A 13,856-nucleotide genomic window follows, 5' to 3' on the forward strand; every position below is an offset into this window, starting at 1 on the left:
ATTCAACAACGAAGCCGACCGAGGGGCATCTCCCCTCGGTCGGCACTCGCCAACCTAGCGTATAACCTGGTTATTTGACGCCATACCAGCCGGTTCCCTCGAACTGCCAGCCCGACTTCTTCAGCGTGTCGCGCTCGGACGCGCTGGTGGTGTAATGATGCGATCCGGCAAGGGCATTCGGATTGTACAGGCGGAACAGGGGCACGCCCTCATCATCATCCGAATACCAGCCGATGCCCTCGTAGTTCCAGCCTGCATTCTTCAGCGTGTCGCACTCGGACGCGCTGGTGGTGTAGTGATGGTCACCTGCGTTCGGGTTGTACAGGCGATACACCGGATGCTCGCTTTCGCAGGGCGCCGTCCAGGCAATGCCCTCGTAGTTCCAACCAGCCTTCTTCAAGGTGTCGCGCTCGGACGCGCTCGCGGTATAGAAATGCTCACCGGAATTGGGATTGTATAGGCGATGCATGCTGTCGACTTCCGCAGCCTTGGCAACCATGGTGCCCGCAGCAGGCTCGTACGCAGCCAAGGCAGAACGAACGGCCTTAGCAGCTGCGTCGATTTCGCTCTGGGAAACGCCCGGCACGCCCACGAGTTCCCGACCTGCGGCAATAGCCTCATCCAGGGCGCTCTGAGCTTCGGCGCTTACCCACTGCTTGAAGGGATCGACATCCGCACCTTCCTCCGTGGAAACAACCACGTCTTTCGAAGCCGCCTGAGCGGAAGCGATCGCCGCTTCCAAATCCGCCGTGTCGGCACCGCCGGCAACGGTTACCAAGTAGCCATCCTTGTTGCCGACGTTCTTGTTCGCAAGGTCGCCATCGTTAGAGTTGCTATCCATGAGGATGTACGTGGCGCCATTCGCGTAGCCTACCGTGGTGGCGCTGTCGGTATTGGAACCACCGATCGTCTTCACGTTCACGCGCTCGCCCGTGTTCTTGTCGTACCAGGCGATGCACGCATCAGCATCGCCCTTATTCATGCCCAGGAACGCATAATCGTTGCCCTCGGTGTCGCCCACCACGACGTAGTAGTCGTCGGTTTCGCATGCTCCGTTGGCGTTGGTATCGCCCGTCGTGGGCAGAATGTCAACCCACTGCACGTCGCCATTGGCGCTGCACTTCAGCGTGAAGGCATCGTAATAGCCCAGCGACTTATCGCCCCAGGTACCGCCCTTGGAAGCGGTGCAGCCGACAAGAAGGAAGCCGCCATCGCTCGTGGCGACGATACGAGAAGGCGACTCCTGCTGACCGCTAGCCAGTTCGCTATCGCCGCCGTACGTTTCCGACCAGTTCACGGTCATTGCCGAGGGGCCCTGGTCGCTGATGCTCTGCACGAAGATGTCGTACCAGCCGCCGTAGTTGGAGCACCCTTCGAACGGGCCAGCTTCGCCAAGGGAGGCATCCTTGTTGTCGTACGTCATGCCCGTCACAACGTAGCTACCATCGGTAAGGCGGTCGATGTCGTAGCCAGCAATCAAGCTTGCCGCGAGCATATGGCTCCAGCCCTTGGCACCATCAGCGCCATAGCGCTGAACAACCGTGCACACGGGACCGGAAGCGCTATCGGCATAATCGCCTTCGAAGCCACCGCCGATTACGTGCATTACCACGATGCAGCCGCCATCGTCCGTTGCGGAAATGGCCTTGGCATCGGTGCTTGCGCCCGTCACGGGGCCATTGACCCACTCAACCTTGTTGACAGCGTTGAACTTGGCAACGAATGCATTAGAGGCACCGTTTGCGCTGCTGATCTTGGAGGTCTTGCTATCGCCGAAGATGCCCGTGGGAGTGTTGGACGCCTCGGTGTAGCGGCCCGACACGAAGTACCCGCCATCTTCGGCAAGCTCGATGTCGGAGATGTCGATGTTCTTGGAGTTCTCGAGCAGGCCCACGAGCGCCGTCTTCACGAGCTCGCGCCTCTGATCGTCATACGTGAAGCTCTCCACGAAGCCGCTCTGGCTCGACGTGCCACGCGTCGCGAAATCGTGGTCGTTCGAGTTGGTGTCGCCCACTACCAGGATATCGCCATCTTCGTTTACGGCCATGTCAACGGGCACATCGCGACCGGTACCCGCCATCGAGAGCACCGAGCCAGTGGCAAAGTTGTCGACCTCGACCTTGATTTCGGGGAAGACGGGAGCGGATGCGCCCTCTTCCTTGGAGCTCGCATCGAACTTGAGCGCCAGGTCCTGACCCTCTTCGGACATCATGCCGTTCACGTGAACCTTCACGCCGCCCTCGCGCGCAAGGTCACCCTGCTTGAGCGACATCGAATACGTGCGAACCTGCGTGCTTTCGTCGTAGCTCGTAGCAGCCATGGCCACCATCGTGCCATTGCCATCGCGATCGTAGGTGGCAGAGGTAAGAGAACGGGACACGAAGCTATAGCCGTTGATGACGGCGTTCGTGAAGTAAATCGTCACGTTCAGGGAGTCGCCAGCTTCCTCGATGTAGGCGTCTTCGTACAGAGCCGGGTCGGCCATGGAAAGCGAATCGGGGTTCGACGCCTTGTACGCATCAACACCCATGGTGTACGTGCTGGTCACAGAAGGCTTTACGCTTGCGGGGGAAACGCCGAACAGGAAGCCATCGGCACCGCCCGTGTGAGGCAGGCCCAGGAACTCGCCCTCGGCGCTGGCGTAATTGCCGCCCACGACGTAGTCGCTGCCGTCGGCAAACAGAGCCAGGCCGCTATCGCTGCCCGAGCCGCCGAAGGTCGAAATCTTCTGCAAACCGAGCTTGTTGTCCAGGTAGGCAACGTACACGTCGCGGTCGCCCTTGTAGGCACCAGCCAGACCGGCGAAGTCTCCCGCGGGAGCCTTGTAGAAGCCCGCAACCAGGAAACCGCCGTTGCACGCAACGACCTCTTCCGCAGCCGAGGAACTGCCGTCGCCCAACACGGCGGAAGCAGTCAGCTCGCCGGAAGCGGAAATCGTGGCGAGGAAGGACTTCTCCTTCTCATCGGAGTGGTCGCCCCACACGGAATTGGTGCGACCGGAAACGACATAGCCCTCGCTCGAGCTTACGCCGTTCGCATACGCCACCGAAAGAAGGCAGTCGTTCTTCGCGCCGCTCAGGCTATCGCATATGGCCCAGTCGAGCGCAAGATCGGAATCGGTTCCGCCATTAGAGGAAGAACCGCTCTTCAGGGAGAACTTCGCAACAACGGAATCGCGGCCGCCCTTCGTGGCCACGGGGAAGGCATTGCCATACTTCTCGACCGTGTTGAACGAGTCGTCTGTAGACGTGACCTCGCCAACCACGACGATGCCGCCATCATCGGTGGCCATGACGTCATGGAAGTCATCGTAGCCCGAACCCGACCCGCCGAACGCCTTCATCCACATCAGGCTCAAATCGCTCTTGCTGTACTTGGCGATAATAGCGTCGCGCGTCTTGTCCGTCTTGCCCAGCATGTCAGCTAGACCATCCGCGCGCTGCAGGAAGCCCACGACGATGTATCCGTCTTCGACTTCCGTCACGCTCGTGAAACAGCCCTTTTCATCGGCACCCAGGAAGACGAATTCCTTCTGTCCATCCGCACCGATACGGCAGAGAAAACCATCCTGCCCCGTCGTGGAGCGAGATGCGCAATCGCCGTCGGCAGACTGGGTGGAGCCAACTGCGACGATGTTGCCGCTAGCATCCACCAGACCATCCACGAACGAATCGGCGCCCTGGCCGCCCAGGGAGTAGCGCGCAATCTCGGCATGGTTGGCGTCATAGACGATCACGCCAGCATTGGAGTCTTCCGTAAGCGCCTGCGGGGCGAGCACAGAGGTCGCCTCCAGCGCATCGGGGTCAACGGCCGACGTGATGGTGCCGAAGGCTACCAGGCCATTGCCGTAACGCGCAAACGCGTTGACGTTGTCGAGCGCGGGAGCCGTTTCCGTGGTCGACGAAAACGTCTTCTTCGACGAAGCGCCAAGGCCCGTCATCTGCTTCGACCACGAGTACCCCGCATTGCCATCGGCGTACTCAACCGCCATTGCGGAGGACACCCCAACCAGAGAAGCAATTGCCATCGCGCAGATAGCTGCCATAGCGGCAATTGCAAAACGCACGCGCCAAACCTGCATGCGCTCACCAACCTTCCTTGCTGCTTCACCAACGCCCCTATGACGAGTCGCACCTGGTCATAGGCGCGTTGGTAAGCCATTCCTATACACACGAGCTCGACACTATAGCGAAGCTATAGGTGATTAGGAAGGTCTAACTTTCAGAAATGTGCAATTCCGACCTGGGGTTCATACGTGCGGATTATGCTCTTTTCTCCATCATTTTTGAGTTACCGCAGATAAAACGGCCTTTCTGCCGCGAAGGCAAAAAGGCCGCGTGCCGGTGAAGAAACTGTGGAAGGAGGGGAGGCGCGCCTACGAGAGCGGAAGTTCTACCGTGAACGTGGTTCCATCGGTGGCATTGCTTGCTACATGAATGGATCCACCGTGTTCGACCACGATGCTCTTGGCAATGGAAAGCCCCAGGCCATAGCCGCCTTTTCCCGATGTGCGCGCCTTGTCGGCGCGATAGAAGCGATCGAAGAGATGCGGCAGGTCCTCGGAAGCAATGGGATTGCCGCTGTTATGCACCTGCAGGCGGCACATCTGCCCGCGCGCTTCAAGCATCACATCCACCGACTCGTTCGCTTCGGTGTACTTGCAGGCATTATCCACCAGGGTGGCCACCATGCGCATGAGGCGCGTTTCATCGCCCTGCACCACCACACCCTGCTGGATGTCGCTCGCGATGAGGACGCCGCGCTCGAAGGCGACGCTTTCGAACTGCAGTGCGACATTCTGCACCAAGTCGCTGAAATCGACCGGAGCGAGCACCTGCTCGCGCTCCGTATCCTCCATGCGCGCAAGGTAGAGCATGTCATTCACGAGCCCCTGCATGAGGCGGGCTTCGGTTTCCGTGCTTTCGATCCACTGCATCTGCGACTCGACCGTCGCCTTCGGCTGCGACGCCAGAATGGAATCGTTCGCAATGATTACCGTGAGGGGCGTCTTCAGCTCGTGGCTGGCGTCGGCGATGAATTGCTGCTGCTGCCGCCACGCGCGCTCCACGGGGCGCACCGCCCAATTGGAAAGGAGGACGCTCAGGATGAAGAACGCGATAAGCGCGCCGAGCCCCGCCAGCAGGAAGGGGCCAAGCAACGAAAGCGTGCCCTGCAGAACATACGCATCGGAGGCGAAGGCGATCATGTAGCCCGAATCGCTCACCTCAATGCGGTAGTAGTACCCCCACTCGTCCAGATGGCCTTCAACCCACGTGGCGTCCGTGGCATTCACCGCCTCGACAGCAATGGCCACGGCCGAATTGGTGGTTTCGTCATCCATGTTCAACGCGTCGAAAATGGAAACCACGTCACCCGAATCGCTCTTCACCACGAACGAAGACGTGGCAACCATCTGGCCTCCCGACCCCTCGATTTCCTTGCGCACGACATCTTCCATCTGGAAACCGATGTCTTGCTGAGGGGTTTCCGAAGCAGCCTGGTCACCCGCATCGCCGCTTGCGGAATCGTTTTCAGAATCGTTGGAATCGGGGGTATACCCCCCACCATTATCTGGGGTTTCGGCAGATTCATCGCCCGCTTCGCCCTGGTTGGATTCCGTGGGTAGATACTCCCCCGCATTCGGGAAGTTCGCGGCCGTTATACGCGACTGCTGCACATCCATGGTCACGCGATGCTGCAGCGATTCGTACACGTCGGACACACGCTGCGAATAGTTTGCAACGCCCACGGCCGTTAGCACCGACGCAAGAACAATCGCCACGAAAATCATGTTCGTGGCGATGAACTTACGCTGGAACCCCACCAGCGCGGCGGCGCGCTTGCGCTTACGATTCTTCGTCATCGTCGTTCCTAAGACGATATCCGAGTTTGCGAAGCGTTTCGATATGCACGGGCGCGCCCACGAAGTCGAGCTTCTTGCGCAGGAAGGAAATGTACGCCTCGACGTTATTGTCTTCGGCCGAGGAATCGTAGCCCCATACCTTGGTGATGAGCGTTTCCTTCGAGGTAACGCGTGAGGGATTCGCCAGGAGGATCTTCATGATGGCGAATTCCTTCTGGGACAGGCGGATGCTCTTCGCGCCGCACGAAAGCTCACAGGAATCGAGGTCGAGCTTCACGCCGCCGTATTCCAGCGATTCGAACACAACATCGCCCTGCCTGCGCGTGAGCGAGCGGATGCGAGCCAGCAGCTCCACCGGGGCAAAGGGCTTGGTCATGTAGTCGTCGGCACCGCTGTCGAGGCCGCCAACCTTGTCGGTAATGGCGCTGCGGGCCGTGAGCATGAGAATGGGCACGGAATTCTTCTCGCGGCGAAGCTGCTGAGCTACCGCAAAACCATCCATCTTGGGAAGCATCACGTCGAGCACGACGCAATCGTAGATGCCGCTCTGAGCGTAATACAGGCCCTGTTCGCCGTCGTTCACGACGTCGACCTGGTAATCGTTATTCCGGAGAATCGTGGCGAGCGCATCGGCCAAACGAGTGTCGTCCTCTACAACCAGTATCTGCATTTCGGTCCTTTCCCCTCATACACAAGTACATTGTACTCACGAACCTGAAACGCCCCTGAATAGCAGAAAGGGGCAGCCGGCCAAGCCAACTGCCCCTTGAGTATAGCGCGTAAGGAAACTTACAGCGTGAAGTCGGCCTGACCGTTGTAGACGGCCAGAGCGTCGTCGACCTCGTAATCGGCCAGCGTGATGGCGCTGATGGCCTTCGTCAGGCGCACAGCCTCGTCGAGAGAGCGCATGTGGATGTTGCGGCCCGTGGCGTTACCGCAGGCACCGCCCACATGGATCTGGTCGTAGAGGTTGGAGAGGAATTCCTTGGCGTCGGCCTTGGAACCGCCAGCGCAAACCAGACCGGTGCGACCGGCAGCCTGCGAAGCGATGGCCAGGCTCTGGGCGCTGGTGGCCTCGTCGGTGTCTTTCGGAGGGTTAACCTTCACGAAGTCGGCACCCAGGCACAGAGCGGCACCAGCGGCGCCAGCGATGAGTGCAGGAGCCTTCTCGTCGGCCACGGCCTTGCCGCGGGGGTAGATCCACAGCACTACGATGAGGCCATTTGCATGAGCCTGAGCGATGAGCTCGCCGGCTTCGGCCAGCATGGTGGATTCGTACTCGCTGCCCAGGTAGATGGTGTAGCCCAGGCCCACGATGTTAACGCCGGCCTCGCGCATGGCAAGCACGGCCTCGAGGTCGTGCAGCTGCGGGGAGTAGGGATCGTCCTGAGCCGTCTTCACCAGGTTGGTCTTGGAGTTCATCTTCACGAGGAAGTTGATTTCCGGATAATCGGGAGCATAACGGGCGATGAGACCACGCTGACCAGCCAGAACGCCGATGACGCCTTCCTGGCCAATCTGGAACAGATGCTCGGGATCGTTGTCGGAGGGGTCGATGCCCTCGCCGTAGAAGTCACCGTTCAGGTGCTCCATCTTCTGGTCGCAAGCGAACAGCATCAGGCGGCCGGTGCCGCGCGTAGCCTTCAGGTAATTATCGATGTAGGTTTCACGGACCTCAGGCATAACGTCGGCAGGGACTTTCACCTGATCGCGAGTAATGCTTGGCATGTGGTTCCTCCTTTTGAAAAGGTCAATCTGTTACGTCTGTAACCAGTTTATTGTACGCGATACCAGCGGTTTCACGCCTCACTTTATGGAAAAGAAAGAAAAAGGCGGCTGGCACGGGTGCCAGCCGCCTCATCCACGCGGGGGTTTCAGCCCCACTTCCCCGCGCGTGTTCGGACGCATTGACTACGCGGTCGTGCTCGCCTGGGAACTTCCCGACTGCTGCCGCCCCTGGCCCGCGGGGGCGCTACCCATCTCGCCGCTCGGCGCCTGGCCGCCCATGCCCCCGCTTGGAGCTTGGCCGCCTCCCATGCCGCCGCCCATGCTCATGCCCGACGAGCCTTCCGTGCCCGCGGTTGCCGTGCCAGCTTCCTGGCCGTTCACGAGAATGGTGTATTCCTGGCCGTCTTCCAAACGGGAATTCGAGACGACCACGTAGCTAAATCCATTTACCGAGGTGTAGCTTGCGACCTCGTTGCCCGACGAGTCCTGCACGACGACCTTCGCGCCCGCCTGGCCAGCCACGCTCGTCGCGATGAAAGCCTGCGTGCTATCGCTGGTAAAGGCGCCGTCCATGCCCTGGTTGCCCGTGGCGAACACGGTTCCGCCGGTGATCACGGCTGACGTCTCATAGTCGATCGAGCCGTTATCGCCGCCCGACACGCCCGAGATGTACAGCTCGCCGCCCGACATCTCGAAGTCGCCGTTTGAGTCGATGCTGTCACCATCGTTCGAGCAGATGAGCGTCGTAGTGCCGCCGGAAATGGTAATGTTGCAGTCGCTCGAGGCGCCCGCCATGCCGCCGTTCATGCCGCCCGAAGGCGCTCCGGTGGAAGTGGTGTCGGTTGAAGGCGTCGATGCATTGATGCCGTCATCGCTCGAGTACACGAGGTTCTCGCCGCCGGAAACCTCCACGCATTGGCCCTCCAGGCCCTCGCAGCTAGTTTCCACCGTGGTCTGGCCGCCTTCGATGCTCAGGTTGTATTCGGCATGCACGCCGTCGTCACCTGCATTGATGGCAAGATCACCATCGGCTATCTGCACGTCGTAGTCGCCGTGGACGGCGTCGCCTTCCGCATCGATGTCGATTTGACCGCCTGCGATACGCACGAGCTTGCTAGCCTGTATGCCATCGTCAACAGCGGTAATCGCTATCGTGCCGCCATCGATGGAAACAAAGCCCTTATCGTCCTCGTCGGTTTCCGTCGACTTGATGCCATCAGATTGCGAATCGATGGCTATCGTGCCGCTGGCAATCTGCACGCTGTCCTTGCCATGCAAGCCATCGCCCACCGACGTGACATCGATGCTCCCACCGGTAATCGCTAAGTCGTTCTTGCTCGAGATGCCATGGTTCACCGTGGCATGCACCGCAAGCGCGCCGCTACCGTTGATGGTTAGGTCGCATTCGCTGTAAATCGTCGCATTCGGCTCGCCGCTTTCGCCGGTAAGCGTCCAGCCACTGCCATCGGAAAGGGAGTTCGACGTGCCGCTCGCCAAAGTGATGAACACCTTGTCGGCCGTCTGCACGTTAATGCAGGGGCCACTCGAGCAGCTCATGGTCACGCCATCCAGCACCAGCTGCACCTTCTCGTCGTCGGCAGCAGCCACGACAATCTGGGCATCGCTCGCATTTCCGCTGATCACATACGTACCAGCCTGCGTGATGGTTACCACGGATCCACTGGCAGAGGCGCCCGACCCATCAACCGTCGCCGACGCACCGCTTAGCGTGATGCTCGTTGCGCTCGAAGCGTCGTAGCTCGCATCGGTGTCGCGGTTTGAGTAATCGAACGACATGGAAGCAGTATCGGCCGCAACCGCCTCCTTGGCGTGTGTTGCCGTGCTGGTAGAAGATGCCGCGGTATCGGAAACGCTTTCCGAAGCCTCGCTCGTGGTGATGCCCTGCACGGCAGTGCACCCCACCACCCCCGCAAGGGCAATCGTTAGGCCCGCAATGGCCATAGCGCGCACGGGATGCGCAAGCGAGTTCAAACGGTCGCGAACCGTGCGCCTCGAGGGGCGGCGCGCACCCTCCGCCGCATGGAACTGCGGGGAATCATACGTTGGGTAGGTACCCGCCGGCACGCGGTCGCGCCAGGCGCCGCACGAGCGACTCTGCGGACGCGTGCCGGTATCCGATGCCGAATACCCGGAACGGGCGTGCTTGGGAGTAGTCATGGTTAGAGCCTTTCCTGGAACATGGTGGGTCTGCCGCACTGGACGGTCAGATTGCCGTTGCGCGTGCGGATGGCGTCGAGCAGGGTCTTTTCAGCACGCGAATCCTTCAGCGTGATGAGGTACTCGAGCTTGTACAGGCTGCCCATATTGGTGGTACGGGTGTTAACAAGTTCGTGCTTCGCCGTGAAGCGCTCGAACAGGTCGTCGAAGAGGTTGGTGTAGTCGATGTCCTCGGGGATGGTAACGGTGAGCGCGCGTTCCACGCGTTCGCCCAGCTGGTTGCCAAGCGGCGAAAGCACGAAGGCGATGTTCGCGATGGCCACGATTACGGTGAACACGCAGGCCAGGGCAAGATAGCCCATGCCTGTGGCCAAACCCACGGCCATGGCCAGGAACACCGATCCGATGTCCTTCGCGCTGCCCGGAATACTGCGGAAGCGCACGAGGTTGAACACGCCCATAACCGCGATGCCCGCGCCGATGTTGCCATTCACGAGGCTGATTACCATCTGCACGATGATGGGCAGCAGGGCGAGCGTGACCACGAAGCTCTTCGAGTACGAGTGCTTGAACATGTAGATGAACGCAATCGCAACGCCAAGCACAAGCGACACAGCCGAGCAGAGGAAGAAGTCGACGCCGGACATGGTGGCGGCAGTCGAATCGGCGCTGGCGGTCAGCACGCTGGTAAACAGGGAATCAAGCACAATGAGCTCCTTTCACGCGACGCGCGCCAGGCACGCCGTATCTATCGGTCGTCTGAATTCGCTCCGCGGGCTTCCGGAACGCGGGGACGCGCAAGGCCCCCACCTGCGTACGCGGCACAAGGGCCGTGTACGCACCCGCAATCTTCGAACAGGGCTGCGGGTAGACGCGCAAGTTGGAAAGCGCGCGCACCAGCCACAGGGGGTACGCCTTCTGGCACTTGATTTCCATGATGATGTTGCGCTCGTCTTCGCGATACAGCAGGTAGCCGCGCTCTTCTGCGTCGAACGTCAGGTCGCAAGCGCGCCAACGTGGGTTGAAATCGAACGTGAAGCGGATGTTGCTGCCGTCAGTGCTCTTCAGCGACAGGCGGTTCACCACCACCATGATGCGCGGGCGCAACTTCGGGTAGCGCGCGATGGTCGCGTCGATTTCACGTACCGTCTGCAACTTGCTCGAGGAAAGCGCCTCGGCGGCGTCGAGAAGGCCCGAGGGAGCCGCCGCGCACACGGCATGCCGATACGAGATGTCGCCCTGCATGTACGCCATGGCCAGATCGCGCGGCAGCTGCACGCGCCGCTTGTATACGATGCCATCGAACTTCTTCTTGAGCTCCACGAACACCAGGTCATCGGCGCTCGCCCGCCCATACGAGCGGATGCGCAGCTTTTCCTTGTAAAAAGGCTTTTCCATCGATCGATTGATGAGCGTATCTTCCGCCGTATCGAAATACAGGCTGGAAATCGTGCTGCGCGCGTACTGGTCGTCGCAAAGCCTATCGCCAATGGCGGCCATAAGCAGATCGAACTGGCGACGCGTGATCACGTACTTCTTTTCCGTGCGCTCGAAGATGGAAATGGGCTTCGGGCTTGTTTTGCTTGCTTCAGTCATCGTCATTCCTCTCATTGACTACCACGACTGTAGGATGCGCTCCTTAAAACAGCCTGAATGAGGGGAGCTCGTAACGCCTGAATTACGCCTCTGGTATGGGAAAACATAAAATGCTAGAATTTGGATTACATATGCACGCGCAAGCGATGGGGGTCGTTATGCATGCACGGTCGCACTTGAATAGTCCGAAGTCACGGGAGGCAGCACGTTCCGCGGTGAGCCTGGGCACCCTGCTCTGCGCCCTCTTTGCGGCCGTGATGATTTTCCTGCCCGCATCTGCCTTTGCGGACACCGAACCCGCTACCTCGTACGCAGGAGGCACGGGCACGGAAAGCGACCCGTACCAGATTGCCAATGTGGCCCAGCTGCGCTACATGATGAGTGAGGTAAACAAGCCCGGGGAGCTCTCGGGCGCCACGTACGTGCCCACTTCCGCGCAGACGGCGCACTACACGCTGACCGCCGATATTGACGCGTCGGGAGAAACCGCCTGGTCGCCCATCGGCTGGGGCGAGCACACGACCATCGGCGAAGGAGGCGAACGCGTAGTCGATTACGCGTACTTCTGCGGCACCTTCGACGGCAACGGGCACTCCATCAAGCTCAACCAAATTGGCATCACCGACATGACGCTGCAATGCAAGATGGCGTCGCTCTTCGGCGCCACGGCAGCGGGGTACGGCGCCACGTTCAAGGATTTCGACCTTTCGGGCACCACCACGGCCGCAGGCGTGGGACAAATCGCCGCAGGCGTGCTGGGCGTTGCAGCCGGCAACGTTACGTTCGAAGGCGTCACGTGCTCCGTTGCGGCCACGGCAAACGGCAGTAGCGGCATCGCTGGCGGCCTGGTTGGCAAGGCGACGGGGACTCTCACCATCGACGGATGCGAAACCTGCGGGCCCGTAAGCGGTATGAAGGCCGCAGGAGGCATGGTGGGATACGCGCTCGATTGCGACCTCTCGCTGCACGCATCGCGCAACTACCTGGACTTCAACGCCGCAAGCACCAACACGGGGCTCATTAGGGCAGGCAGCGTGGGCGAAAACGCTGGCAACGCCGGCGGGCTCGTGGGCCTTTGCGAAGCTGAATCCGCCAGCACGCCACCCGCGGTAACCATAAGCGCATGCGGCAACACGGGCAGTGTTTCCGCCTCTGCCGCAGGCGGCGGGCTTGTAGGCGCAAATAACGGCTGCAAGCTGACCATATCCAACTGCTTTAGCGCCGCGGAAAACGATCGCGAATACACCGTCATTGGAACCCCCGTAGGCGGAACGGCCTACCTGGGAGGCATCGTGGGACGCACGCAAGGCGGACTATACCGCCTGGCCATCACGAACACCTATAGCGCAAGCCTCATGGGCAAGCAAAGCCAAGCCGACGGGTCCGCTACCGTAGGCGGTATGGTAGGCCTGGCAGGCGTAGGCGAAGCAGGCAGCGAAATCCGCATTGGGAACTGCTACTTCCGTGGCGACGCAGCCGCAGGCTGGGCCGGCGCGCGAGAAACCGATACCGGAGGACTCGTTGCCCCCACCATCAGCCAATCAAACGCCCTGCCCCTCTCGTTCGACGATCTGAAGCGACAAGGCGCAAGCAAGCTGGGGGCATACTTCAGCGACGGCTACGAGAGCACAACGCCCAACTACGGATACCCCGTGCTCTATTGGCAGCTGGGCCAGGAAGAGCCCTCGGTCAACCTGGAAGATGCCACCATTTCGTACAGCGAAACCGTAACGTACACGGGCGAAGCAATCCTGCCCTCCGACATTCACGTCGTGCTGAATGGCACCGAGCTCAATCCCGATTCCGACTACACGGTTACGGGCAGCAACAACGTCAATGTCACCACGAACACGAGCCCCGCAACGTTCACCGTAACGGGTGCGGGCGCCTATGCGGGAACGCAAAACGGACCGCACGCTTTCACCATCGACCCAGCCAACCTGGGCACGAGCAACTGCACGTACACCGCTACCAGCACCTGGAACTTCGGCGGCAACAACCTGGTGCGCCCCACCATCACCATTACCAATGCCGCAGGCAAGCAGCTGCAGGAAAACGTCGACTACACTCTGGACTGGAACAGCGGGAATACGAAGATCACGGCACCGCAAGGTGGCGTTGACGCCGTTGCCGTTCCCGGAGGCAACTACAGCGGCAGCTTGCGCGTTCAATTTGCCGTTGCCGCAGGCCCCGATTCGTTCGCCAACGCAAGCACGGGCACCGAAAACGACCCCTACATCATCGACTCCGTAGGCGCGCTTGCCTACATGCAGTACTGTATCGAGAACGACGTCCCCACCTACGGGTCGGCGTATTACAAGCTCACCGCTGACCTGGACCTGGTAAACACCGACGCTTCGCCCCTGGTGCCCTCCATTGGCATTGCGTCGCCCTTCGCGGGAAGTTTCGACGGCGGCGGACACACCATCACCATGCATGCAGGCACCACGCAACCCCTGTTCAACGCCATCACGGGCTCGCCCGGACGAAC

The 13,856-nt window shown here is 60.5% G+C and carries 8 protein-coding genes; 1 reads left to right on the top strand and 7 read right to left on the bottom strand.

The annotated features are described in order from the left end of the window. Nucleotides 1-70: 70 nt before the first annotated feature. The 7 genes from AC04P6_RS01260 to AC04P6_RS01290 all read right to left on the bottom strand — a co-directional run bounded on the left by AC04P6_RS01260 (nucleotide 71) and on the right by AC04P6_RS01290 (nucleotide 11,365). Nucleotides 71-4,027 (bottom strand): hypothetical protein, encoded by a 3,957-nt coding sequence (locus AC04P6_RS01260; protein ID WP_475564780.1) that lies wholly within the window; start codon nucleotides 4,025-4,027, stop codon nucleotides 71-73. Nucleotides 4,028-4,375: 348 nt separating this feature from the next. Then, complete coding sequence (locus AC04P6_RS01265; protein WP_475564781.1) at nucleotides 4,376-5,863, bottom strand: sensor histidine kinase; 1,488 nt, start codon at nucleotides 5,861-5,863, stop codon at nucleotides 4,376-4,378. Beyond that, nucleotides 5,847-6,533 (bottom strand): response regulator transcription factor, encoded by a 687-nt coding sequence (locus AC04P6_RS01270; RefSeq protein ID WP_475564782.1) that lies wholly within the window; start codon nucleotides 6,531-6,533, stop codon nucleotides 5,847-5,849. Before AC04P6_RS01270 ends, AC04P6_RS01265 begins: the two co-directional genes overlap by 17 nt. 119 nt (nucleotides 6,534-6,652) lie before the next feature. Beyond that, nucleotides 6,653-7,591, bottom strand: coding sequence for an aldolase (locus tag AC04P6_RS01275; RefSeq protein ID WP_475564783.1), 939 nt, complete (start codon nucleotides 7,589-7,591; stop codon nucleotides 6,653-6,655). A 183-nt stretch (nucleotides 7,592-7,774) separates the two neighbouring features. Continuing rightward, on the bottom strand, nucleotides 7,775-9,769 hold the full coding sequence (locus AC04P6_RS01280; protein WP_475564784.1) for a carbohydrate-binding domain-containing protein: 1,995 nt from the start codon (nucleotides 9,767-9,769) through the stop codon (nucleotides 7,775-7,777). A 2-nt stretch (nucleotides 9,770-9,771) separates the two neighbouring features. Then, nucleotides 9,772-10,476, bottom strand: coding sequence for a DUF4956 domain-containing protein (locus AC04P6_RS01285; protein ID WP_475564785.1), 705 nt, complete (start codon nucleotides 10,474-10,476; stop codon nucleotides 9,772-9,774). After that, on the bottom strand, nucleotides 10,469-11,365 hold the full coding sequence (locus tag AC04P6_RS01290) for a VTC domain-containing protein (protein WP_475564786.1): 897 nt from the start codon (nucleotides 11,363-11,365) through the stop codon (nucleotides 10,469-10,471). Before AC04P6_RS01290 ends, AC04P6_RS01285 begins: the two co-directional genes overlap by 8 nt. 215 nt (nucleotides 11,366-11,580) lie before the next feature. Between AC04P6_RS01290 and AC04P6_RS01295 the strand changes: the two genes are divergently transcribed. After that, nucleotides 11,581-13,856: hypothetical protein (locus AC04P6_RS01295; RefSeq protein ID WP_475564787.1), on the top strand; the 2,276-nt coding region annotated here is incomplete at its 3' end.

Source organism: Denitrobacterium sp. (assembly GCF_056180635.1).